This window comes from Paenibacillus terrigena DSM 21567 (assembly GCF_000374845.1).
GTDB classification, from domain to species: Bacteria; Bacillota; Bacilli; order Paenibacillales; family Paenibacillaceae; genus Paenibacillus_K; species Paenibacillus_K terrigena.
Window position 1 is genome coordinate 135,821 of sequence record NZ_KB895420.1, and the last position, 25,202, is coordinate 161,022.

Below are 25,202 nucleotides of genomic sequence, written 5' to 3' on the forward strand. Positions count from 1 at the left end.
AAAGACCGTCAGGGTGATCTTCACCCCGACGGTCTTTTCCATTATGTTTATTCACTTATTATTTTATACAATTTAGCTAACATAGCGAAGGTTTGTTCACGCGTAAGCTGGCCTTTTGGGAGGAAGGTACCCTCATCATTTCCTTTCAATAACCCCAGCTGTGCGGCGTGATAGACACTGGCTTTAGCCCAGGATGCAATGGCGGCATCATCTTTGAATAATGTTTTTGCCAGTCCTGAAATGACGGATGCTTCGGATTTGTTCAGTTTATTGTATATATTCATCAGCAAGACAGCGGCTTCTTGCCGCGTGATGGACATCGTCGGAGTGAATTGGCTCAAGGCATTCCCTTTCATGATGCCGCTGTAGTATGCCTTGATCGCGACTTCGGATTTCGTGTCAGTAAAAGGGGATTCCTTCGTCGGAATCGGTGTGCCTTGGAGCTGCTCGATGAGACCTACTGCTGCTTGCGCGAATCCATAGCGGTCCATCGCAGATTGGTATCGCTCATCGTATTCCAGGCTTACAAGCCCTTTGCTTTTCGCAAATGTATAGTCTTCTAACGCCCACGCACTTGGACGATCCGTTCCATTGGATGTACTAACGCTAAAGCGAACATCTGCATAACTATCGAAAAATCCACTGATTTGAATGGTGCCCTCACCTTCACGCAACGCTGTCACGACGCCCTGCTGATCAATAGATAGAATATTTGGATTTGTGCTTGTATACGTGAGCTGCTGCTTCTCATCCTTGGAATGTTCGAATTGAATCGGAATGGTGAACGATTCACCGACATTTAACTTGATGAGTTGCGTAACAGTGGAGATCGCCGGTACCATATCGAAGAACGTTGTTTTGTACGAAATCGTCGTCGGTTGACCGTCTTTGGTATAGACCCCGGTTACCGTGACTTGGAATGCGTCATTGCTCGCGAAGGATTCAATGCCTTTCGGACGGAAAATGATCGTCAATGGAATCCCATACCCTCCCGTATCCACGTTGAAATAGTCTCCCTCTTTGTCAGTTGACGACTTGTCGAGATTCCATACACGTCCATCACGTTCGCGCTTCAGCGTGACCTGAATATCGGAGGTGCGGTTCGCATCATAGCGATTCGGCTGCAGTCCTATAGACCATGGGTCATCAACGGCAAATACTTCATTCGGAAAATATCCAGCCGATGGCCAGCTCACATAATCATATTGCACATCATTTGGATTGCGATCCTTGTTGAATGCATACATTGCCGAATAGCTGCCGTAACGAGATTCCGTGAAAAGGGCCATTCCGAACATGGTCTTCTTCATGGGCGGATTGAGAATCCAGCGGCGATGTCCGACGCGATCAATATTGGAAGCACTGCGGTCAGACATGTAACCGAATAGGATCGTCGAGTACAGCGTAGGTCTCCCTGCCGATAGATTGCTGGACGAAGCGCCTTTATAACCAAGCTTGTAGAGCGAATCGGACATTTGCGCAGGTTGAGGCGGATAGTGGGACAACCCGCCATTCAGCGCATTGAGTATCGAAGCCATTTGTTCTTGGTCGGACAGACTCCAATCGGCTGTGACATCATCGGGCAACCCCGCTAAATAGCGAACAAAATTAGTGGCACGAATAGCGTCCTCTACATAGATTTCCTTGAGCTTTCCAGCTTGATAGGAACCTGGAGAAAAGGAAGGTTTGTTGTCATAGATATAATCGCCATCCATATAATTCGACGCCGTGCTCATAGGTTGATACTGCTTCCATTTCGCGAGAATATCCGCTGTTGTATGGCTGCTCACAAGTTCCTGTACATTTGTTGTCTCAGCCGCCTGCGCCTTGGTATATCCAAATGCGTTGCTTAGCAAGAAGAGGCAGGTAAGGCAAATCAACATCGTTCTTTTTGTCTTGAATCGTGGCTGCAAAATCATTTCACTCCTTAAGATATGTGATATATTTTAAATATCGGTAGATTTTCTTGTTTTTTCTAGTAGTTGTATGAATGAACGATTTGAAAGGGTGTAATTGGATGTTGGATCTAATCCGCAGCGTAAATTGGCAGGACAAGAACGAAAAGCTGGAGGAGCTGTTAGAGCAAGCCCATTCCTTAACTGTGTATCCCTTGGATCAGGGATTCGAGGCCGAAGTTGTGAGGATTACCATCGCTGAACAGAGCTTCGTCTTGAAAATATGGAGCAAGCACTCCAAACCGGATATCAGGTCCCAATATCATTTGTTGCATGTCCTCTCTGAGCGTGGATTGTCCGTCTCGAAGCCGCTCGGCTGGGGGATCAATCCGAAAGGCGATCCGGTGCTGTTAACAACGTTCGACGGTTCGCCAATAACAAGCGTAAATAAGAAGAAAATGACCCAATTTGCTCGCATGCTGCGTGACATCCATAAGACCGATGCGAAGGAAATGGATGATTTCCATATTCCGAAGTTTGATTTCATCGACTACTTTTTCCCGAGCGTGAGGGAGCATTCCGATGTATTACAAGCGTTAACGCATGTTACCGAAGTGACCACAATTCAACAGGACCAGATTATTCACGGCGATTTCCACTTAGGCAACATTCTAGAGAACAATGACCGATACACCGTCATCGATTGGACGAATGGGCAATTAGGGGATGCAAGATATGATTTCGCATGGTCGTTTATCTTGTTGCAGATACATATATCCGATCGGCACGCCGAGATGTTCCGTTCCGCATATTTGGCGAAAAATAGCATCTCACAGGAAGAGCTTGAACGGTTCGAAGCGCTGGCTTGTCTGCGATGGGTGCTGCTGCATCGATACGGCAGTGTGCCGATTGGACCGGACACCATGGAGAGAGCGGAAAGCTTCATACGAAGCAATCCATTTCTTGGCCCGTTTGCACAGGATTTTCTTTACAGAAAAATTTGATTCTACCCCGAAAACAAGCTATTCTAAGGGAATGGTGATAAGAAGACAAGCGAAGGGGATTAAATCCATTGAATAATCAAGATATACACCAAGAATTGCCTGAAAATTTCGAGGCATTAAAAGCATCTGCGAAGCGTTCCGCGAATTGGAGAGAACGTCTTCAAGCGGTTGAAGAATTAGGCCAGGTTGATCATCCACAGTCGATTGCGATCCTATCGCGGATGATGACGCATGATCTCGTATACCCTGTGCAAGAGGCGGCATATAAACAGCTTAAGGCGATGGGGGAGAACGTTCAACAGCCTTCCCGCAACAAGCCGGAGCTGTTCAAAGGAATCTCGAAAATTATGATGCGCATTAAGAAGAGCTTGCCGAAAGACCATACGTACGAGCAATTCAAAGAGAAAGTGCAGAAGATGCGCATTGATATCTACGACGCGTACGAAGGTGAGAAGGGGGCGGACTTCGATCCGTGGCTCGAGAAAATGTGGAAGTCATTGGAGACGCATAAGAAGTAACAGATTTACCCGAACGCAAGGGTAGTTGGAGTGATGGCATGAGCAAGGCAAAAGGTAAAGGCGGAACAGGCCGCGGAACGGGCAAAAAAGGCTGGAACCGCTGGCAAGCTGCTGAGAAGCGGGCAATGAACACGCCCAAACCTTATAAGAGCAAGGGAACGAAGAAGCCGTCCGAATCTCCAGATCCATTGGATTTGAAGAAGGGCGACAAATTATAATTTCCTGATGATGAAAGACTGTTGAGAACCTTCGACAGTCTTTTTTTGTGATGACTTATGGCGCTTTAACATTCGGCTGGTGCTTACGTTTGACGATAAATCGGCGTATAACCATCTGACGGTCCAAATAGGGATCGTAGCTCCGGGTATCCGCATCCTATCTGGCATTTGCTCCCCCATATAGCAATACTCATCACTTCAATCTCTTTGGAAGAGTGGTATAATTTTAATGTTACAGCATTAAGGTCAAGCGCGGACTTTGACCAGACTGAATACAGCCAAAAAGAGATGATACAGTGAATTTTATTAGTCCTAATTTAAAACGTAAAACGAACGTCCTGTTAAATAAATATTTCACGGGAGACACGCTTGATTACAAACAGATTATCGCGATCATCATTCCGATATTTGTGGATCAAGCTTTTATTATTTTGATGAGCTTGGTGAATACGGCCATGATCAGCTCCTCCGGGGTGGCGGCGGTCAGTGCGGTGAGTATGGTCGATTCGCTGAATATTTTCCTGATCAATGTGTTCGTCGCCGTAGCGACGGGGGGAACCGTCATTGTCGCCCAGTACCGGGGAAGCGGGAATCCAGAGATGGTCTCGAAGGCTGCCGCCCAAGCGATATCGGCGGTTGCGATCTTATCGGTCTTGATCAGCGCGATCGTCATTATTTTTCACAATCCTACGTTGGATTTGTTATTCGGTCAGGCGGATGCAGATGTCTTTCATAATGCGAGGCTATTCTTAATTGGTAGTTGCATTTCGTACCCCTTCATTGCGATATTCCAAGCGGTAACAGGCGCGCTGCGCGGGGTAGCAGAGACGAAGGCATGCCTCGGCTTGTCGCTCATTATGAATTTGACGTATCTAGGTTTGAATATTTTGTTCATCTCGGTGCTCGACATGGGGGTTACCGGGCTAATAATCTCGTTAATCACAGCTAGGGTACTCGGGATGGCGGTGTCGCTCATCTATCTGCTCAAGTACAATCAGACGCTGCGATTCCGGATCAAAAATGCTTTGAAGATTGATTTCTCGATTCTCAAGAAAGTCATGATCATTGGCGTCCCGTTCGCCGCAGAGCAGATGTTCTTCAATGGCGGGAAGCTGTTAACGCAGACGTTCATTGTGCAGCTCGGGACGATGGCGATCACGGTGAATGCGATTGGGAACTCGATTGCACTCGTCTTCCAGATTGGGGCCAGTGCGCTCAGTATTGCGGTCGTGACCGTGGTCGGTCAATGTATCGGGCGGCGTAACATTCAGGATGCGCGGAAGTTCATTAAGTCGTTCATCGGCTTGTCCACCGTGATCTTCCTGGTCGCAGCTGCCATTCTGATGCCATTGATGCCATGGATCGTGAATCTGTTCTCTCCACCAGCGGAAATCGTGTCTTCGATCTACGGGCTTATGGTCTTGATCGCCGTGACGCAGCCGCTGCTATGGTCAATCAGCTTCATATTGCCTTCTGCGTTACGTGCAGCGGGAGACTCTAATTTCACATCGATCTCATCCTTGATTACCATGTGGGTGTTCCGCGTGATTTTCGGCTATGTGCTCGGGATTACGCTTGGCCTCGGCATCATGGGCGTCTGGATTGCGATGGTCAGTGAATGGGGGATCCGCGGTGCGATCTTCTGGTGGCGGTTCAGAGGCGAGAAGTGGTATAGCAGGAAGTTGATATAGTGCTGGAAGAAGCAAGCTGATGTCGGATTGTCGATGTCAGCTTTTTTGTAACGTCTAAACGAAGAGCTGATCTGATATACTAGAGTTATATAGACCTCCTTAGATTCGCTTCGACCTTTACCTATCGCCGCTGTTAGGAATTTGGAAGAAGTTTATCGCGTAGAGTGGACTTTCAATTCGAATGCGATCGAGGGAAATACGCTGACGTTGTTAGAAACCAAACTTGTGTTAGAGCAAGGTTTGACGATCGGTGGAAAGAAGCTTCGGGAACATTTCGAAGTGATTAATCACGCGGAAGCCATTGCGTATATTCAAGAACTGATTGATCAGGGGCATGAACTTACGGAATTCGTAGTCAAATCCATTCAACATCTTGTTCTCAAAAATATTGCAGATGATGCTGGGCGGTACCGTATGGTCAATGTCAGAATATCTGGTTCTGAGCATGTACCCTCGCATTACACGCTTGTGCCTGAACAAATGGAGCAGTTAATCCAGTGGTATGAATCACAGCGCAACATCATGCATCCCTTGTTATTAGCGGCAGAGTTTCATTACAGATTCGTATATATCCATCCATTCTCGGATGGAAGTGGGCGTACGGCGAGGCTATTAATGAATCTGATTCTTATGCAATATGGATACCCTCCTGCGATTGTAAAAGCAGCAGATGCTGCGAGACTCCGCTATTATGAGACGCTGGGAGAAGCAAGTGTTCAAGGTCAGTTGCAACCCTTTATGGAGCTGATCATAGAATGCGTCGCGGAGCTTTTTGCAGTCCTATTTGTCTGCGGTGAAATAGTTCATTTAATTAACGTCATTCTCACTCTTTATTTTGGAGTGCAATGGCGTTTTTTTGAAGAGATAAGATTGTATAAGTTATCAAGGTTATTTTCTTTTCTTGCGGTTTTATTCCCTGACACCCTGTTGTCCAATTTGATCCGTTATACTAGAAAAAACATGTTAAGCAGGAGGGGACAGCATTGGCTGAGCCATTAAAATTAGTCTATCATGAAGCGTTTCTACGCGGCTTTGGTGAGAAAGTGAAATCTGCGTTTGGCGCATTTCAACTGGAGCAATTTATCACGGATGTCATCGACGAGACGTGGGACGAGCTAGCGCTCAAAGAACGGATGCGGAAAATATCGGAGACGCTCGGACGGTATTTGCCGTCAAGCTATGAAGAAGCAATCAAGGTACTGTTCGCGATCGATGAGACCTGTACGGGCTTTCCGTACCTCTTCTTGCCCGACTTCGTCGAGGTCTATGGACAAGCCGATGAGCATTGGGAGCTATCGATGCAGGCGCTGGAGCGGTTCACGTCAGGATCTTCTTCTGAGTTCGCAATAAGACCGTTTCTGCTGAGAGATCCCGAGCGAGCGATGCGTCAGATGGCGATCTGGGCAGAGCATCCGAGTGAGCATGTACGACGGCTTGCCAGTGAAGGGTGTCGTCCAAGGCTGCCTTGGGGTGTAGCATTATCGATGTTCAAGCGCGACCCCGCACCGATTCTACCGATTCTGGAGAAGTTGCAAGCCGACACATCCCTCTATGTGCGCAAAAGCGTTGCGAACAACTTGAATGATATTGCGAAGGATCACCCGGTGATCGTGATCGAGACAGCGCGGCGTTGGCAGGGAAAACACCCGGATACGGATTGGATCATTCGCCACGCATGCAGGACATTGATTCGCCGAGCCGACCCGGAGATCATGCGAATTTTCGGGTATGCAGAGGATGCATCTTCGCTCACGACCTCAGCCTCTATTGCTGTAGAGCCTGCTTCGCTCATGATTGGCGAGCGCTGCGAGCTTCAATATGCGCTGCGCGTGCGAGAAGGGGAAGAGGTGCGCGTTCGGATTGAATATGGGATTTACTTTGTGAAAGCGAAGGGGCAGACGTCTCGCAAATTATTCCTGCTAACGGATAAAACTGTCCCGGGAGGTACCGTTCTGAACGGGCGACGAAGCCATAATTGGGCAGACCTGACCACGCGCCGCCATTATCCAGGGGAGCATCGGATTGTCCTGGTGGTGAATGGGGTGGAAGTGGCGGATGCGACGGTTGAGTTGAGGGAATAGTTCAACTTCTATAATAAAATGATAAGCACTAAATAAAAGACGAATCCTACCTTGTTAGATAGAATTCGTCTTTGGATTAGAAAAAAATTATATTCGATGTACAGAATCACCTTGGATTAACTTGACATAGATCCGTTCCTGATCTGCTTCTTCCGAAGCGATAAGTTTTAATAGTTGTTCCGAAGCGACCGCACCCCATTTGTGCTTGGAGTAATCGATGGTAGCTATTCGAGGTTGTGTATATTGCGTTAGCTCCATGTTATCGAATCCGATCAGGTGAATATGTTCGCCGATGCGGAATTCACTTTGTTGCACGGCATCATACACACCGAGGGCCATTTCATCATTGAGACAGAAGACAGCAACCGGTTCCGTATAATCTTCCATAATTTTGTGCGCCGCTTGTTCTCCTGATGATTTATTGAAATCTCCTTGAATGAGAATACATTCAATAGGTTGATTTCTATCGATCGTTTGTTTTACGGCTTGAAGACGTTGAACCGAATCGAAAGAATCAGGAGGTCCTGTAACAATATATATTTTACGATGCCCTTGTTCAATTAAGTATTCAACGGCAAGCCCGGCCCCTGCTTTATTATCGAGTAATACTTGGTTGATATTAGGGTGCTTTAATTCTCTGTCGAGTACAACCAGTTTATGACCTCGATCTGCATGGAGCAGCAATTCCTCACTAGAGAAAAAGGCATCTAGAACGATGGCGCCATCGATCATTTTCTCCGGCAACAAACGATGCGACTGTTTTCCGCTGCAGACAATTAGATCATAGTCATTTTTGTTCAGAATTTCCTTCATTCCTTGCAATAAATCACCATAAAAAGCGCCATTAAAATCCGTTAAGAATGCACCAATAATTTTAGTTTCTCGTCTTTTTAAATTTCGAGCCGCTGCATTGGGTGTGTATTTTAATTCTTTTGCAATAGCTAATATCTTGGATGCAGTTTCCTCGTTGACTTTGGGATTTCCGTTTAGCGCATAAGAAACGGTCGAGATCGAAACCCCTGCTTTTTTAGCGACATCTTTTATACTGACCACGATATACGCTCCTAACGTTCACTCACTCATAATGTTCTATTATACCAAATGTGATGATGATCCTAATAGAGTGCTAAGTAGCTTTTACATATAAATGTTGATTTCATTCACAGTATCGTTCATCAAATCGCTTAGTTGTTGCTCGTCGATCCGAATGCCGCCTTTACGATAACGGTTCGTTGTTTCGGTTGTAGCAGCATCTTTTCCATTTACAGTTATACGGCTAATCGCCTGGCCGGTAATATGGTAGACAAAACGTGTCTTAGATCCACGAATTGTGAAGTCAAATTGCATACCATCGCATGTTGTTGGTAGGGTAGGATCCAGAATAAGATCGCCGCCTTCATGACGAATACCCAAGCAGTTGGAGATCAATTGATTCATGTAGATCCCAGGACCGCTGGAATAGATTCTCCAACCGCCTTTAACCGCGACATCGCCCGTACGTAACTCGTTGAATCGTTCTTGTGCTTCATAACGGTCATTGAACTTCCCATCGGAGCTGCTAAAGTAAGCGTTGCTCTGACGTAATTCAGCATTTGGCACGACGTCCCGAATGCCTACTGGATTAATCATGGCAAGACCTTTCCATGTTTCATCGGCTTTTCCGAGTTTCGCCATCGCTTCTACAAAGCGGATGTGAGCATGGACGTATTGCAGACCGATTTCACGACCAAAATTGGATGCTTGTTCAGCCCGCTTGAAGTTTGTGCTTACACCACCGACATATTGAGCTGGACGGTTCATCAAGCGTACACCATCCGGACAGTAGAGTTCTTTCTTAATAAGCTCATAGTGAGCTGCTGCTTGCTCTTCGGTTAGTAATTCACCGATCATACTGCGAGTCATCGGGAGGAGGCGATATTGAATGCCTGTCTTCGTATCTGTTGGATGTAGCATCAATTCAGCTTGACCTGGCTTTTCCATGTATACAAAACCTGGAATCACATCCGTGTTCAGCATATAGCGATTGAAGTCAGCTTGAATAGCAGCAGCATGTTCGCTTAATTCTACAGACATCGCTTCGTCAACTTGGGATAGCGCCGTAGCTAGTTGGTTGAACACTTGGTATGTTAATGCAACCGTCCAACTGCTGATCATATATTGTTTCAACTGTGCATTTGCTGGTTGAAGCGTATCATCCCAGTCGCCATCACCATAAGAAGATAAGTGTGTATCATGCAAGAAATGATTTTTAATATATTCGATTTCTTTTTTAGCATGATCATAGATCGTTGCTTTCTTCTCTGTTAGCTCACCTGTATGACGGATGGAATAAGGCACTTCTTCTTGAAGGATGCTGTAATCCTTGGTGAAGTTCAGATAGTCGCTCAAAACTTTGAGTGGCCATACAATAATATCGCCATGGCTTTCTTCTTGTTGTATATGAGAGTACTGATCGAACATGAACCATTGCGGCCAGTTGCCTTCATCCTCATATTGATGAGTGAACACCACTTTGATGATGTCCCGTACCTCATTATACTTTTGAGTTGCCATAAAATATTCTGTTGGTCCTTGGCACACATCACGCGTACCCCATGCTGCACCACCGTATTGTTCTAATCCGTGAGGGACAGAATAGTGCACTAACATATTGTGTGTATACCACCATGCCAGGGCGTTTACTTTTTGAATCTCATCGGTAAGACCTTCTGGATGATTCAGATTAAAGCCGTTCATAACTTGCTCATAAAATGCACGGTAGCTAGCAATTTCCGTGTCTACATCTGGAGTTCCAAATGGTAAGTCTCCACCATCAATTAACCCTTGTGCTGTCATATTCCATTCGTTTGTAGCAGATAGTTCAAGGACTACAAGTGAAGCCGATCCAGCATCCACCTGTTTAGACATCGCCGTTTCATCTTGTATTGTCATAGCTGTACCTGTAAATTTCATGCGATAGCAAAGGTCAGGCAACGTGTTTGCACTATCGGATGCTGCATCCGCACGGAATGTAAGCACAGAATCAGACTGCTCCATGTGATATGGGGCAACGTATTCATTATTGTTCATCGATACTTGATTCGTTACGAGATAACGATAAGCTTTGCCGGAAGCAGAACGAACTTGTAAGTGCAATTCAGGTGTGTTTACGGTTGTGAAGTTCGTAATAACGAGCATATCGTCTGCCATTTTGTAATACCAGCGAGCATAGTTAAAGCCCATTTCGAACATCGAAGGCATGGTAAGCAGGTGATACGCACCCTGGATTTCGATATAAATCCGTTGACCGGATGTTTTCATCACATTCAGAGCATTACGAGCATTCGTTAACATTTTATTGCAGGACGTATTTCCAACAACCAATTGGGAGTTGAATATACCATACATATATGAAGTTGTTGTTAAGATTTGATCGTTCAAGTGCGCGTTATCCCCAGTCATTAGAATGTGACCGTGTGGGCGCTCAACAAGCAATTCCTTGGCTTTCAATACGATATGTTCGTGCGTATCGGTAAAGAAGGATAACAATTCTTCACCTTGCCACTCTTCTTGGTGTCGGTTAGGGAAGAGACGCTTCACTTCTTCTAATGTCATGGGTTCGGTTGTTAGCGGTGATCCGATATATGGTGCAAGGTTTACCTTCGTTACAGAAGCGCGTGTTGTAGCTTGAAGTTTGGATACCTGCACCCATGCTTCTTCAATCTCTTTGTTGAATTCAAGGGATGTGATGGCTGCCTTATGATCCGGGCTGAAGAGGCCGTAAAATACAAACCGTGCAGTCCCATTCACTGTAACGCGCTCTGATTGCAATGCCGTATAGGCAAATTCATATTGATAAACTTCATTATTTAATTGTGCTTGTTGAAGTGCAGCGATCTCATTCGTAGCTTTATAAGATAGGCCGAAGAATTGGAATCCATCCGTTGAGAAGCCCACAGCCTTCGTCAATGAACCTTGTTGGATATAAGGGAATGCGCCAGCTTGCGGCATGTTCTGACGCGAGCATACGACATAACCCTTCTCTGCATCTTCAAACATAGTATGGTCAATATATTGAGATAGGTAAGCTTCGTTTGAGCGTACAGCCCCTTGATCTGCTAGACCGATATCTTGTCCGTAGATGACATCAACAACCTCACCTTGCCCTTCAACCTGAACATCCCAGAACCAAATATTCATCGGTGTTAAAGTGAACGTAACAAGATAGCAAAGGGATTCGAATGTACCCTTAAATATCACTTGTGTATCCGTATGGCTTACTTCGCTTGTGGATTGAACGCCAAGGAGTGGCACGCAGTTCATACCGGATTCATGGTGTACACGAAGATATAGATTGTTCAGAGATCCATCTAATGGATTTGCGATCCATTGATTAATCATCATTTGATTCATTCGTATTTCACGAATATCTCCGCTATTCATAAATGTGAACGCTAAGTTATTATTTTTTACTTGAAAATTTGAAGGGTTAATTGTTGTCATTTTTTCTCACTCGCCTTCCTTACTTCGTTAAAGTGAATTTTAGTTCGGCAACATCTCGACTGTTGCCGCCGATAAAGGCGATGAAGTCACCTGAATCGCTATTGAATTCTAGGTTAGAATGATGATAGCGAAGCTGTTCTTCCGCTAATGTAAAGGTAACTTCTTGACTTTCTCCCGGCTCTAGTAAGATTCTGCTGAATGCTTTCAATTCTTTAACTGGACGTACTACTTCTCCGGATAGGTCACGAACATACAATTGGACAAGCTCTTCACCGGACCGATCTCCCGTGTTGGTGACAAGTACCTTAATGGTCAAAGGCTGTTCCATAGTTATGGTTGATGAAGAAAGGGTTGCCTCGCTATATTCAAAGGTTGTATAGCTAAGACCAAATCCGAAAGGTAATAACGGTTCATTAGGCATGTCCAAGTACTGCGATACATAGCGTATTTGTGCATCCGGTGCACCTTGTGGACGGCCTGTATTGAAATGATTGTAGTAGACAGGCACTTGACCCAATGCATATGGGAATGACATGGTTAACCGAGCTGTTGGATTCTGTCTGCCATATAATAAATCAGCAATGGCTGCTCCGCCTTCGGTTCCTGGATACCAAGCTTCAAGCAGGGCGTCCACTTGGTCGTAGACGCCGTGTAAGTCTAGGGGGCGACCGTTAAAAAGAACCGCAACCATGGGCTTATTCAACGACTTTAACGCGGTGATCAATTCTAGCTGAACCTTAGGTAGAGTAATGTCTCCACGGCAACCAGCCTCGCCGCTCATATCGGAATGTTCACCTAAAGCGAGCACAATGACATCGGCATCTTGTGCGGTTACTAATGCTTCTGCTAATTGAGCTTCCGTCATCGTCTCGATTGCGCAACCTTGTGCGGTCTTGATATGCGTGGAGCCTACAAGATCGACCATACCGGTATACAACTGAACAGCTTCTTCTTTAGATCCCAACCAAGACCATGGGCCAAGAATATCTCCACTTTGAGAGAACGGACCAATCAACGCGACTTTTTGCTCTTCTTTTAAAGGTAAAACGTTGTCATTCTTCAATAACACAGAAGATTTAGCGGCTGCATCTCGAGCAGCTTGACGATGTGCTTCGGATAAGATGAGTTTTTCTTCAAGCTCGATACTTGCGCCACGATACGGATTATCGAACAGCCCTAATTTGTGCTTCAGTGTCAAAATACGCAGGACGGCTTCATCAATGAGTGATTCATTAACTTGGCCGTTTTCAATCCATGCTTTTAGATGATTTTCATAGCAAAGCGTCATCATTTCAATATCAACACCAGCTTGTATCGCTTTATAAGCTGCTTCTGCTTCATTCACAGCAATGCCGTGAGGAATCATCTCTTTAACTGCGCCCCAATCGGAAATTAAGACACCGTCAAATCCCCATTCGTCTCGAAGCAGGTCTCTCATTAAGCGGCGATTTCCAGAAGCCGGAATTCCATCGACCGTATTGAATGCGGTCATTACCATCTCGCAGCCTTCATCTAACGCAGCGCGGTAGGCGGGGAGGTAATATTCACGCATTTGGCGTTCGGACATATCCACCGTATTGTAGTCACGACCGCCTTCTGCTGCACCGTAAGCGGCAAAGTGTTTCACACAAGCTGCTACACGAGAATGATCATCAGTTAAATCCGTTCCTTGGAAACCTCTTACGAAGGCTCGTGCAAATTCACTATTAAGGAATGGATCTTCTCCGGTAGATTCCATGACTCTCCCCCAACGTGGATCACGTACGAGGTCAACCATAGGTGCGAACGTAACGTGTACACCAGCGACTGAAGCCTCTTTGGCGGCAATTGCTGCGGTGTTCTCCGCCATATCCATATCCCAGGAGCAGCCGATCGCAAGAGGGACAGGGAAGATCGTTTTGTACCCATGAACAATGTCTGCCATGAATAATAGTGGAATACCTAGTCGATTATTTTTTAAATGGGCCTCTTGTACTTGAATGACTTCTTTAGCTCCTGTCAAACCTAGTACTGAACCCGAATTTCGAACCGAATCATCTGAAACTCCCATAGCTGCCATAGGTCCTGTTATTTCGCCTTGGCTCTCTGAGCCTTCAAAAAATGGACCCGCTAACTGAAGTAGCTGACTGATTTTTTCTTCTATAGTCATTTGGCTTATTAATGAAATTAACTGTTGTTCCGACATATGTTTTCCTCCATCTTGTTAAGCCTCAAAAGCGATGTTCAAGGACATTCGAATATTATAGAAACGTTTCTATCGTCACACAAAAACCATTATAAACACCTTTAATAGCGACGTCAACCTAGGTTTTTATAAGTTTTTAAAGTAGAGAATCGTTTTAAATATCACGAATTTTTCACTTGTATACGATTACAGCATGTTATATAATGATTATCGAAACGTTTTGAATTATATGGATGATCGATTTTGAAGCGGGGTTATAAAGTATATTGAAACGTTTCACCAATTACTATCATGATTAGAGAGGAAGTTAAATATGCGTAAAAAAACAGCAGCAACCGTACTAGCATCTACTTTACTTGTTATGGGTATCCTTTCAGGATGCGGGTCAAAATCAGCAGAAACAACAGATAACTCCGGCAATAAAGTGACAACAATTAGTGTATGGGGGATGGGGGAGGAAGCGAAGTCACTTCCTAAAATGGCTGAACTTTTCGAAGCAGAGAATCCAAACATTAAAGTTGAAGTACAAGCGTTACCGTGGGATTCTGCACACGACAAATTGCTAACAGCTGTTGCATCGAAAAAAGGTCCTGACGTTGTACAAATGGGTACAACTTGGATTCCAGAATTTGCGAACGCAAAAGCCTTGATGGATTTAACTCCGTATTTAGATAAATATCCTGGATTGAAACAAGACAACTTCTACCCTGGATCCGTTCAAACTGGAACATTCGAAGGTGCTTATGTAGGCGTACCTTGGTACATCGATACACGCGTTCTTTATTACCGTACAGATTTGCTCAAAGAAGTTGGCTACGATCAAGCACCAAAAACTTGGGCAGAAATGCAAGATGCAGCGAAGAAACTTGCTGATCGCGGTCAAGGAAAATACGGTTTCGCCCTTGACGTTAAAGAACAATCTCTTTCCTTTATGTTAGCGCGCCAAAATGGTTCTGAATTGTTCGATGCAGCAGGTAAACCATTATTTAACCAACCGGCTTTCGTAGATACTGTGAAATATATGAATAGCTTCGTTGAGAATGGCTCTGCTCCAGTGGATCTGGGTATTGATGCGATTCAAGGCTTCCGTGGCGATGGTGTTGCACCGATGTTTATCAGCGGACCTTGGATGGTTCAATTGATTAAAGATCAAGCGCCTGATATTGATGGTAAGTGGGCAACAGCGGTATTGCCAGCGGGTAAAGATAATAACTTCTCCTCTCTTGGTGGATCGAACATGTCCGTATTCCAATACACAAAGAATGCAGAAGCATCACTGAAATTCGTTGAGTTCATGGCGAAACCTGAAACACAATTGAAATGGATGGAGTTAACTAAATCCCTTCCTTCTTCAAAAGAAGCTTGGAACAACCCAGTTCTTCAAGAAGACGCGAACTATAAAGTATTTGGTGAACAATTAAAAACAGCGATTCCAATGCCTTCTACAAAACAATTTGAAGAAATTGCCCAAAACTTCTTGAGTAGCTTTGAAAAAGTGTACCGTACAAAAGGTGCTGACGTACAAAAAGAAATGGACGATTTCAACAAAAAAGCTGAATCGATTATTAATAAGTAATAGTATAGACCAATGAAGCTAACCGGCTACAATAGCCGGTTAGCTCTCTCATTATCTGTTTATAGGAACCTGAGTAAAGGAAGTGACTAGGGTATGAAAGGTTTCACCTCGAGGAAGGCACCATATTTTTTCATTGCGCCAGCGATCATATTGCTCCTTGTGTTTTCGTTATTGCCAATCTTCGTGGCCCTGTTCATTAGTTTTACGAATATGGACTTGGCTGGACTAGCAGACTATTCAAATTTGAGCTTTATTGGCTTTAAAAACTACATCAATGTGCTTTCGGACCCCGTTTTTTTAAAAGCCATTTTTAATACATTGTTTTACGTTATTATTGGGGTTCCTCTCGTTATTGTAACTTCACTTGGTGTGGCTTTATTGATTAACTTAGGTACTTCTAAAATTTTCAAAGTGTTTCGTGTTGTCTATTATTTGCCTTCGGTTACGAACGTTGTAGCGGTAGCGGTAGTCTGGACTTATTTGTACAACCCTGCATTTGGTCTGTTCAATTACATTCTAGAATCTATGAACTTATCTGCAATTCCGTGGTTGACCGATCCTACAGTAGCCAAATTATCATTGATTCTCATGGCACTCTGGAGAGCGGTAGGTTTAAATATGATTATTTTCATTGCAGCATTACAAGGTATTCCAAAGTCTTATTATGAAGCTGCGCAATTGGATGGTGCCAATACGTGGCAACAAGTTACGAAAATTACGATTCCGATGCTGAAATTTGCGATTTTCTTCGTATCGATTACGACGATGATCGGATGGCTTCAGTTCTTCGAAGAACCGTTCATTATGACCAAGGGTGGACCACTGGATGGCACGATGTCAGCTGCATTGTTTATTTATAAAAATGGTTTCCAATTAAGTAACTTTGGATATGCTGCGGCTGGATCATTTATATTATTCATCGCTGTCATCGCGGTAACGTTGGTTCAATATAGAGTGCAAGCGAAAGAATCAGATTATTAAAAGAGTGGAGGTGAACCGATGAAAGGTGCAAATAAAGATAAATTATTTCAATGGGTGGCCGGGATTGTATTAACAATTGGAGGTATTCTGTTTGTGCTTCCTTTTATTTGGATGATCTTATCATCCTTTAAGATGGAAAGTGAAGTTATTCTGATTCCACCAACATTGTGGCCGAAAGATTTTACTTTGGATAACTACACCAATTTATTTCAAAATATGAACTTTGCCGTGTATTTGAAAAATACAATGATCATCGTTCTTTTCTCATTCTTTGGAATGTTCTTAAATGCGATGGCTGGTTTTGGTTTTGCCAAGTACGATTTTAAGGGGAAAGAAAGTACATTCCTTATGGTATTGGCAACGATGATGATTCCAAGCCAAGTAACGATGATCCCGGTTTATTTGATCTTAAACAAAATGAATTTGACCGACACGATGCTGGGGATTGTATTACCTAGTCTCGTGGGTGCGTTCGGAATTTTCTTGTTCCGTCAGTTTATGACGACCATTCCAGATGAAATACTGGAAGCGACACGACTCGATGGAGCTAGTGAGTTCAGAATTTTCATGCAGATTATTATTCCGTGTTCGAAGCCAATTCTTGCTGTACAGGCCATTCTTGCCTTTATCGGTGGTTGGAACAGCTTCCTATGGCCGTTAATCATGGCGAACAATGAAAGATTATATACCTTGTCCGTCGGTCTCTCATTACTGAAAAGTCAGTATGGCGGGAATTTTGCTCTGCAGATGGCGGGCGCAACCTTCATGGTTATGCCGGTTATTATCATCTTTATTATTTTCCAGAAAAATATTATTGAGAATTACACGACTTCCAGTTCGAAATAATGTGAGCACCGAGGCGTGTTAATGAAACCTTCCTTTACAAATAGATGTAACAAAAAGAGCTGTTCCGACGTAGCGATTGATACGTGTGGAACAGCTTTTTGGTATTTTTCTGATGCGTTTTTCCATTAATTTCACAAAATTCCCTCTAAAAGTGTGCGAAAGATCACATTATATTGTGTGAAAATAGTTATAATTTAAATATGTTAATTTTTTCACAAAGTGGTGATGGAGGCGTGTTCAATGAAAAAAAAGTTGGTCATGATCGGCAATGGGATGGCGGGCGCACGTTGTATTGAAGAGATTCTAAAAAGAGATGCTGACATGTTCGACATCACCATGATTGGAGATGAGCCGTATCCGAACTATAACCGGATCATGCTGTCGAATGTCTTACAAGGCAAAACAACATTTAGCGAGATTAATATAAATGATTGGGATTGGTACAAGGAGAACCACATTCAACTTATCTCCAATGAGCGAGTAACCGAAATTCAGCGAGAGCAGCAGCAAGTCGTTACGAATCAAGGGAAGGTCATTCCTTACGACGAGTTGATTATTGCGACAGGATCGAGCGCGTTCATTCTGCCTGTACCAGGGCATGAGCTGGAAGGCGTCGTCGGTTTCCGCACGATTGAAGATACAGAGCGGATGATGGATGCTGCGAAACAGTACAAAAAAGCCGTCGTGATTGGTGGTGGCTTACTCGGACTAGAAGCGGCACGCGGTCTGATCGATCGCGGGATGGACGTGCATGTCGTTCATTTGCTGCCGAATTTGATGGAGATGCAGCTCGACCGTGAAGCAGCGAAGCTGCTCCAGAAGGACCTCGAGAAGCAAGGTATGAAGTTCCTGATGGAGAAGAAGACGACGGAAATCTATGGCGATCAGCGGGTTGAAGGACTTAGATTCGATGACGGCACAAGTGTCGAATGTGATCTTGTCGTGATGGCGGTAGGGATCAGACCGAATGCTGCGATTGGGCGGGAAGCAGGGCTTGCTGTAGGTCGCGCCATTCAAGTGAATGATTACATGCAAACCTCGGACCCACAGATTTATGCGGTTGGCGAATGTGCAGAGCATCGTGGGATCGCTTATGGGCTTGTCGCACCACTGTATGAACAAGGGATCGTGCTTGCGGATGTCCTAACAGGCAAAGAGACGGCTGGATACCAAGGTAGCATTCTCTCAACGCAGCTGAAGGTAGCAGGGTGTGATCTATTCTCTGGCGGCGAAATCCATGAGAGCGATGATACGAAGGCGATTGTGGTGCAGGATCAATTGAAGGGTGTCTATAAAAAAGTGCTCGTCCGTGACAATAAAGTGGTTGGTGTCGTGCTCTATGGCGATGCATCCGATGGTACGCGATTGTTCAGCATGTTGAAGAAAGAATCCGATATTCAAGAATTTACGAATGCTTCTGTCTTGCATAAAGCAGGGGAAGAGTCGGGGATCGACGTAGCATCGATGAGTGCCAATGAGACGGTATGTGGATGTAACGGGGTAACGAAAGGCACGATCGTCGGCGCGATTCTGGAGCATGGACTGACAACCTTCAATGAAGTGAAAGCCGTGACGAAGGCAGGCGGATCTTGCGGTAAATGCCGTGGGGTCGTGGAAGCGATTCTTGCTCATACGTTAGGCGATAAATTCGATGCATCGGCGGAAGTCACTGGAATGTGCAGCTGTACGACCTTATCCCGCGATGAGGTGGTTGAAGCGATTCGTGAGAAAGGCATGCATACGCCAAAAGAAGTCCGTATCGTACTCGGCTTTAAGCATGAAGAGGGCTGCTCGAAATGCCGTCCTGCGTTGAACTACTATTTGCGCATGCTGCGCCCCGATGAATATGAAGATGACAAAGCCTCCCGATTCGTCAACGAACGGATGGACGGCAATATCCAGAATGATGGTACGTTCTCGGTGGTTCCGCGGATGTACGGAGGGACGACGACGCCGGAAGATTTGATCCGTATTGGTGAAGTCGCTAAGAAATACAATGTACCGCTCGTGAAAATTACGGGCGCAGCACGTGTGGGCCTCTTTGGCGTCAAGAAAGAGGATGTGCCGAAAGTATGGGCTGAGCTCGAAATGCGTTCTGGTTACGCCTACTCCAAGTCGCTGCGTAACGTGAAAACTTGTGTGGGTTCGCAGTTCTGCCGCTTCGGGACGCAAGATTCGCTCGCGCTCGGCATTCGCTTAGAACAAGAAATTGAGATGGTCGATACGCCGCACAAGATGAAGATGGGCGTGACTGGTTGTCCGCGGAACTGTGCGGAAGTGCTGACGAAGGATTTCGGCGTCGTCTGCGTGGAGAACGGGTTCCAGTTATACTTTGGCGGGAATGGCGGTACAGAAGTTCGGGAATGCGATAGCTTGACGACGGTCACTACGGAAGATGAAGTGGTGCAAATGGCGAAGGCATACGTTCAATTGTACCGGGAGACGGGGATTTATGGAGAGCGTACAGCTCCTTGGGTTGACCGCGTTGGCGTAGACAAAGTACGTATGGTCCTCGAGAATCAGGATCAGGTGGAGAAGTTAGCTGCTAGATTTGAACTCGCCCGAGACACGTACCGTGAGGCATGGAGCGCAACGCTCGAAGATGAACAACGCCGGAATATGTACACCATTGAACAACGATAGAAGGGATGATCGCGATGAGTACAACGATGAATATGATCAAAGTTATCAAGCTCGAAGATCTTGCGATACAGATCGGCAAAGAAGTGCATGTGAAGGAGAAGTCGATCGCCATCTTTCGTCTATCGAATGGTGATGTCCGTGCGGTAAGTAATCGTTGTCCGCATAAGAATGGTCCGCTTGCCGAAGGGATCGTCTCCGGGGAATTCGTGTTCTGTCCGCTGCATGATTGGAAAATCTCGCTTGTCACAGGTGAAGTCCAGAAGCCGGATGATGGATGCATTGAAGTATATCCGACGGAAATTCGCGACGGTTACGTGTATCTAGGGGGGCTGTGATAGATGAAGGAGCTCATTAACGTTATTAACAACGCAGGCGTGAGTAAAGTCGCATTGCTTAAGCGCAGCAAGGGGAAGTACTTGACTTCCTCCATGCTCGCCGGATTGTTCGTAGGTCTGGGCATCATTCTCATCTTCACGATTGGCGGGCTGTTATCGCCAGCGCATGTGCCGAGCACGAAGATTATTATGGGGATCTCCTTCGGCATTGCCTTGAGTCTTGTCATCATGGCGGGCGGTGAATTGTTCACGGGCAATAACTTCATCCTCACGGTTAGTACGTTAGAGAAGAAGACCACTTGGCTTGAGACAATGAAAATATGGTTCTATAGCTATATCGGTAACTTCGTAGGATCCATGCTCGTGGCAGCGATCTTCGTTGGTACAGGGCTTGCAACGGGCGGCGTTGCTGATTTCATCAACACGGTAGCGGGAGCCAAAATGAATGCACCGTTCCTCGAGTTGTTCATGCGCGGCATCTTGTGTAATACGCTCGTCTGTCTTGCGATCTGGTGCTCGATGAAATTGAAGGAAGAGACAGCGAAGCTTATCATGATCTTCTGGTGTCTGTTCGCCTTCATCACTTCAGGTTTCGAGCATAGTGTAGCGAATATGACGTTGTTGTCGATCTCGTTATTCATCCCGCATCCGGAGACAGTATCGTGGGCGGGTATGGCAGCGAACCTCGTTCCTGTTACGCTAGGGAATATCGTCGGGGGCATGCTATTCGTGGGCATTGCATACTGGTATATTGCGAAGGAGAAATAAAAGTAGGGCTGTACAGAGAGGCAATCCGATAATGGATCCTCTGTGCAGCCCTTTTTTTGTTTGGTAGATGATGCGAATTGCTGTTGCGGATGAATGTAGCAGTAGTTGTAGCGCGTCGTCTGAACTACTTCTATCCTGGATTCTCGCACTAACTTTGGCTAAATTCGCTCGAAGTGGCACCTATCCTGTATATTTGCACGGTAGAGTAGGGTTTTGAGCTCAAATGGTATAAATTCGAGTCTCTACGATGCTAGGATCCATCATAGAGCATGATAATGGGCTCTGATGGCTATCTATCATGCAGAGATCCAACATAGGCGTCATAGGGACAGGGAGAGATGTGTGTTCAAAAGACTTAACTAGTGGAGGAGAAGAGTTGCATATTCCGCATATGTTTCGATCGCCCGCATCGATCGCCTACACCGTTCACCCGCACATTATCAGCGCCGTGCCACAAGCCAACGCCTGCACCGCATCTGCATCCGCATCGCCCCGCACCGGAGCCGCCGTATCACACTTGCGTCTCACACCTGCGTCTCACTCACACTCCCTTGCTCCGATCCAGCACCGCCCCGATTGCCCCGGTAAGCCGTTGGCGACATGCCCGTGTACTTCTTGAACATCTTGTAGAAGTACCCCGGCTCCAAATACCCGGCACTGCGCGAAATATCGCTCGTCTTCATGTTGGTCGTCTTCAGCAGCTTCTGCGCTTTCTTAATGCGGAAGGCGTTCAGGTAATCCGAGAAACTCTCCCCCGTCTCCTTCTGGAACAGCTGTCCGAGGTAGAAGGGGTGAATATGCAGCGTATGGCTCAACGTCTTGAGCGACAGCTCCTCTGCATAATTCGTCTGAATCTGATGCAGCACTTGCTTCACGACCGAGCTAAATTCATCGTCTTCGGTCGACAGGTAGTCGATGGCCGAATCCGCGATGAACTTCACATGCGCCGTCAGCTGACCGATCGTATGCGCGCGGAACAGGGCTGTGAACAGCTGCTTATAGCCGCTCGTCGCCAGCTCATGATTCAGTTTATTGTCTCGCACGACCTGCTTCGTACATAGGATCAGTTCCACAGCACGATTATGAATATGTGCCGGCGTAATGGATGCAGTCGATTGCAGCTCTTGGAACAGTTTGTCGATATAGGCATGAACGGCCGACTTGTCTTTACCGAGCAGGAGGCGCTCATATTCGAAGGCATCCATCGAAGGCAGCTTCAGCTCCTCATCGACAGCAACGATCCGATCGTAAGAGATAATGGCATTATCCGTATTCGTGAGGAAATATTCCTGCAGCCGTTTGGCATGCGCATAGCTCTGGGACATATCCAGATAGCTCAGCTCCATGCTGCCAAGCGTGATAAATACATGCATGCCAAGCCGCTGCTTCAATTCCAATCGAATATGCTCCAGCAAGGGCAGTGTCGCCGCTAGACCTGCCTCTGCGCTTGCGCCAGTTATCAGAATAATCGTGTCGCCATCATTATCGCAGTAACTATAGCTGCCCTCCATCTTACGCGCGAGCGTCTGGCAGATGCGATAAGCTTCGCTATTCTGCTGTTCTTCCCATATCGAGGCATCGCTGCCATTCTCTGCAGCGGAATCCTGTACCATCTTCACCGTCGCAGCGGCATAGAAGGGGCGATCCACCGGGATCTCCAGGAACTCTAACCGATTCCGCAGTTCCGCGGGGTCGATATTCCCTGTAGCCCAACGCGCCATCACATTGTCACGCAAGATATCCAGTTGGTTCTGCACGATGGAGGCTTGCCGATCGGCTTGCTCGAGCTTCTGAACCGTGCTCATAACCGTCTCCGTTAACTCCTTGATGTTCACCGGTTTGAGCAGATAATTCTCAATCCCAAGGCGCATCCCTTCCTTGACGTAGCTGAATTCGTTATAGCCGCTGAGCACGATGAACTTCATATGCGGATAGAGCGGCTTCAGCCGTTCGATCAATGCCAAGCCGTTCATATCGCGCATCATGATGTCGGTGATCAGAATATCCACCTCTGAGCCCATATGCTGCAGCACTTCAAAGGCTTCTGAACCGTCATAAGCTTTGCCTGCCAAATGAAGGCCGAACTCTTCCCAGTCGATCACCGTCGTTAGACCTTGTAGAATGAATGGCTCATCATCAACGATAAATACTTTACGCATACAGTTCTCCTCCTTGGCTTGCTGGTATTTTCATCGTAACCATCGTGCCTTGCCCCGGAACAGACTCCACGCGAAGTCCATATGCAGGACCGAAGCAAATTTTAATCCGTTCATGGGTATTCATCAGTCCGATCGATTGACTTGCTGCATCGTCTGACACCTCGGTATTCAGCTTCTGCCTTATGAACTCCAGTTTCTCTGGCGTTATGCCGCTGCCATTATCCTTAATCGTAATGACCAGCGCATCTTCTTCGAGCACGGCCTGAATCCAGATCCGATTATCCGTGCGAGACATAATTAGTCCGTGTACGATGTAATTCTCTATGATGGGCTGGATGGATAATTTCAACACCCGAAGACTCATGAGCTCCGGCTCGATATCGATTTCATACGAGAAGTTCTGCATGTAGCGAATGCGGAACAAGTCCAGGTAAAGGCTGCAATATTCGATCTCATTTTCGAGCGGGGCGATGGTATCGCGCCGAACGGAATACCGGAACAGCGTGGACAGAATATAGATCATTTCCCCGACGTCTTCGGCTTGGTAGGAGAGGGCCCGCATCCGAATCGCTTCTAGGGTGTTATAGAGGAAATGCGGCTTAATCTGCGCTTGAAAAGCGACGAGTTCTGCCTGCTTCTGCCGAATCTCCGAGACATAGACGCGGTCGATATAACGAGTCAAATCTTCACACATATGGTTGAACCGATCCGCGATCTGGAAGAGCTCATCTTCCTTCTCCATCGTGATCCGCACCGATAAATCCCCATTCCTAAGCTTCTCCATCGCACGTACAACAGTCCTCGTACGCCTTGAGAAATTGACGATCGTAAAGTACGTGAGCGCCATCGCAGCCACGATGACGAGACTGGTTACGAGCAGCAGCGTATTCCGAAGGCCGACCATGCTCGCCGACATCTCGCTTTTCGGAATCACCCCGACAATCCAATACCCGAATCGGTTCGTCGTCTGCACGTTCACATAAGACGGTTCCTCGAATTGCTGGATGGATGCAGGTGCATTTAGCTGTGACAGGTATGGATATTTGGCGCCGTAGTATCGGTTCGAGGAATCGAATACAACGTTGCCACTTGGCGTTAAGACGAGCACATAACCTTTCATTTCGCTCCAATTGTTCTGAAACGCGCGGTAGATGCCATCGGAGTTATAGTCGATAATGAGATTCCCGTCGGTCTCGAGCGTCGTCAAATTTGTAATGTTGCTGATGGTCGTGATGCTTTTGGGCGTAATGACATATTGGTTGAGCACCGTCTGAAGATCGCTGTTCACTTGATAATAATTTTGATTATCCTTCGTGAGAAGCAAGGTGAATTTCTTCTTGGAGCTGTAGAGTCCGATGGTCCGAATGTCGGAGAACGTATTTAATTGGATGCGGAGAAAAGATAATACGTCGCGCCGCCGAATGCCCGTATCGCTAAACCGTGTCAGACGGTCATCCAAATAGTCCGAGAAGTTATTCTTCAGAAAAGACAACGCATCATCCAGCAGGGTGGAGGAGCCATCTTGATAAATTTGCTGAATGATCTGCTGCGAAGCCGCATGGCGTGTATCGAAGTAGCTGCCGATGCTCGACAGCACATGGTTGTTAGAATCGAGCTCTTTCTTAATTTGATTATTGCTGAAATACGTAAAGACGAAGACGGATAGCGTCGCGAGCGACACGATGGTGATGAGGGAGTAGATCATCAAGATCTTATTGAACAACTTTTGCTTGAAGTGCTTCTGGTAGAAATCGATCATCAAACGCATTGCTGTCGTACTCCTTTTTTGTATACGCTTTCATTAAGAAGAATTCCTTCCT

Annotated in this window: 17 protein-coding genes and 1 pseudogene; 12 read left to right on the plus strand and 6 right to left on the minus strand. The window is 46.0% G+C overall.

Features of this window, described 5'->3' with window-relative positions; all coding sequences use genetic code 11:
- Positions 1–47: 47 nt before the first annotated feature.
- On the minus strand, positions 48–1,856 hold the full coding sequence (locus C558_RS0122425) for an S-layer homology domain-containing protein (protein WP_211220791.1): 1,809 nt from the start codon (positions 1,854–1,856) through the stop codon (positions 48–50).
- A 161-nt stretch (positions 1,857–2,017) separates the two neighbouring features.
- Between C558_RS0122425 and C558_RS0122430 the strand changes: the two genes are divergently transcribed.
- The 6 genes and pseudogenes from C558_RS0122430 to C558_RS0122455 all read left to right on the plus strand — a co-directional run bounded on the left by C558_RS0122430 (position 2,018) and on the right by C558_RS0122455 (position 7,407).
- The gene (locus C558_RS0122430) at positions 2,018–2,899 is read left to right on the plus strand and encodes an aminoglycoside phosphotransferase family protein (protein ID WP_018758552.1); all 882 of its coding nucleotides are present in this window, start codon (positions 2,018–2,020) and stop codon (positions 2,897–2,899) included.
- Positions 2,900–2,967: 68 nt separating this feature from the next.
- Positions 2,968–3,417, plus strand: a complete 450-nt coding sequence (locus C558_RS0122435; RefSeq protein ID WP_018758553.1) for a HEAT repeat domain-containing protein — start codon at positions 2,968–2,970, stop codon at positions 3,415–3,417.
- A 38-nt stretch (positions 3,418–3,455) separates the two neighbouring features.
- The gene (locus tag C558_RS31705; protein ID WP_018758554.1) at positions 3,456–3,635 is read left to right on the plus strand and encodes a DUF3934 family protein; all 180 of its coding nucleotides are present in this window, start codon (positions 3,456–3,458) and stop codon (positions 3,633–3,635) included.
- A 296-nt stretch (positions 3,636–3,931) separates the two neighbouring features.
- The gene (locus tag C558_RS0122445; RefSeq protein WP_018758555.1) at positions 3,932–5,326 is read left to right on the plus strand and encodes an MATE family efflux transporter; all 1,395 of its coding nucleotides are present in this window, start codon (positions 3,932–3,934) and stop codon (positions 5,324–5,326) included.
- Positions 5,327–5,449: 123 nt separating this feature from the next.
- A pseudogene (locus C558_RS31710) lies at positions 5,450–6,128 on the plus strand (Fic family protein).
- Between the two features lie 181 nt (positions 6,129–6,309).
- Positions 6,310–7,407: a DNA alkylation repair protein gene (locus C558_RS0122455; RefSeq protein ID WP_018758557.1), complete on the plus strand. Its 1,098-nt coding sequence runs from the start codon at positions 6,310–6,312 to the stop codon at positions 7,405–7,407.
- A gap of 87 nt (positions 7,408–7,494) precedes the next feature.
- Here the strand turns inward: C558_RS0122455 and C558_RS0122460 are convergent, their stop codons facing one another.
- From C558_RS0122460 to C558_RS0122470, 3 genes are all read right to left on the minus strand, one after another.
- On the minus strand, positions 7,495–8,460 hold the full coding sequence (locus tag C558_RS0122460; protein WP_018758558.1) for a LacI family DNA-binding transcriptional regulator: 966 nt from the start codon (positions 8,458–8,460) through the stop codon (positions 7,495–7,497).
- An 84-nt stretch (positions 8,461–8,544) separates the two neighbouring features.
- Positions 8,545–11,889, minus strand: coding sequence for a GH36-type glycosyl hydrolase domain-containing protein (locus C558_RS0122465; protein WP_018758559.1), 3,345 nt, complete (start codon positions 11,887–11,889; stop codon positions 8,545–8,547).
- Between the two features lie 19 nt (positions 11,890–11,908).
- Positions 11,909–14,074, minus strand: coding sequence for a glycoside hydrolase family 3 N-terminal domain-containing protein (locus C558_RS0122470; protein ID WP_018758560.1), 2,166 nt, complete (start codon positions 14,072–14,074; stop codon positions 11,909–11,911).
- Positions 14,075–14,387: 313 nt separating this feature from the next.
- On the opposite strand from C558_RS0122470, the gene C558_RS0122475 reads away from it, so the two are divergent.
- The 6 genes from C558_RS0122475 to C558_RS0122500 all read left to right on the plus strand — a co-directional run bounded on the left by C558_RS0122475 (position 14,388) and on the right by C558_RS0122500 (position 21,223).
- The gene (locus C558_RS0122475; RefSeq protein ID WP_018758561.1) at positions 14,388–15,650 is read left to right on the plus strand and encodes a sugar ABC transporter substrate-binding protein; all 1,263 of its coding nucleotides are present in this window, start codon (positions 14,388–14,390) and stop codon (positions 15,648–15,650) included.
- A 93-nt stretch (positions 15,651–15,743) separates the two neighbouring features.
- A complete protein-coding gene (locus C558_RS0122480) occupies positions 15,744–16,631 on the plus strand; it encodes a carbohydrate ABC transporter permease (protein ID WP_018758562.1) in 888 nt (295 codons plus the stop codon).
- Positions 16,632–16,649: 18 nt separating this feature from the next.
- The gene (locus C558_RS0122485; RefSeq protein WP_018758563.1) at positions 16,650–17,477 is read left to right on the plus strand and encodes a carbohydrate ABC transporter permease; all 828 of its coding nucleotides are present in this window, start codon (positions 16,650–16,652) and stop codon (positions 17,475–17,477) included.
- Between the two features lie 240 nt (positions 17,478–17,717).
- Positions 17,718–20,120 (plus strand): nitrite reductase large subunit NirB, encoded by a 2,403-nt coding sequence (gene nirB / locus C558_RS0122490; RefSeq protein WP_018758564.1) that lies wholly within the window; start codon positions 17,718–17,720, stop codon positions 20,118–20,120.
- A gap of 14 nt (positions 20,121–20,134) precedes the next feature.
- Positions 20,135–20,455 carry a nitrite reductase small subunit NirD gene (gene nirD / locus C558_RS0122495; protein ID WP_018758565.1) on the plus strand — a complete coding sequence of 107 codons (321 nt, stop codon included), beginning with the start codon at positions 20,135–20,137 and terminating at the stop codon, positions 20,453–20,455.
- Positions 20,456–20,458: 3 nt separating this feature from the next.
- Positions 20,459–21,223: a formate/nitrite transporter family protein gene (locus tag C558_RS0122500; protein WP_018758566.1), complete on the plus strand. Its 765-nt coding sequence runs from the start codon at positions 20,459–20,461 to the stop codon at positions 21,221–21,223.
- A 524-nt stretch (positions 21,224–21,747) separates the two neighbouring features.
- Here C558_RS0122500 and C558_RS0122505 read toward each other — a convergent pair.
- On the minus strand, positions 21,748–23,382 hold the full coding sequence (locus C558_RS0122505) for a response regulator transcription factor (RefSeq protein ID WP_018758567.1): 1,635 nt from the start codon (positions 23,380–23,382) through the stop codon (positions 21,748–21,750).
- Positions 23,375–25,150, minus strand: coding sequence for a sensor histidine kinase (locus tag C558_RS31715; protein WP_018758568.1), 1,776 nt, complete (start codon positions 25,148–25,150; stop codon positions 23,375–23,377). Before C558_RS31715 ends, C558_RS0122505 begins: the two co-directional genes overlap by 8 nt.
- Positions 25,151–25,202 lie beyond the last annotated feature (52 nt).

Excerpts from the sequence above, each read along its gene's own strand:
- C558_RS0122480 (WP_018758562.1), top strand. The coding sequence starts at position 15,744 with ATGAAAGGTTTCACCTCGAGGAAGGCACCATATTTTTTCATTGCGCCA.
- C558_RS0122475 (WP_018758561.1), top strand. The coding sequence starts at position 14,388 with ATGCGTAAAAAAACAGCAGCAACCGTACTAGCATCTACTTTACTTGTT.
- C558_RS0122485 (WP_018758563.1), top strand. The coding sequence starts at position 16,650 with ATGAAAGGTGCAAATAAAGATAAATTATTTCAATGGGTGGCCGGGATT.
- C558_RS0122430 (WP_018758552.1), top strand. The coding sequence starts at position 2,018 with ATGTTGGATCTAATCCGCAGCGTAAATTGGCAGGACAAGAACGAAAAG.
- C558_RS31715 (WP_018758568.1), bottom strand. The coding sequence starts at position 25,150 with ATGCGTTTGATGATCGATTTCTACCAGAAGCACTTCAAGCAAAAGTTG.
- C558_RS0122470 (WP_018758560.1), bottom strand. The coding sequence starts at position 14,074 with ATGTCGGAACAACAGTTAATTTCATTAATAAGCCAAATGACTATAGAA.
- C558_RS0122500 (WP_018758566.1), top strand. The coding sequence starts at position 20,459 with ATGAAGGAGCTCATTAACGTTATTAACAACGCAGGCGTGAGTAAAGTC.
- nirD (WP_018758565.1), top strand. The coding sequence starts at position 20,135 with ATGAGTACAACGATGAATATGATCAAAGTTATCAAGCTCGAAGATCTT.
- C558_RS31705 (WP_018758554.1), top strand. The coding sequence starts at position 3,456 with ATGAGCAAGGCAAAAGGTAAAGGCGGAACAGGCCGCGGAACGGGCAAA.
- C558_RS0122465 (WP_018758559.1), bottom strand. The coding sequence starts at position 11,889 with ATGACAACAATTAACCCTTCAAATTTTCAAGTAAAAAATAATAACTTA.
- nirB (WP_018758564.1), top strand. The coding sequence starts at position 17,718 with ATGAAAAAAAAGTTGGTCATGATCGGCAATGGGATGGCGGGCGCACGT.
- C558_RS0122505 (WP_018758567.1), bottom strand. The coding sequence starts at position 23,382 with ATGCGTAAAGTATTTATCGTTGATGATGAGCCATTCATTCTACAAGGT.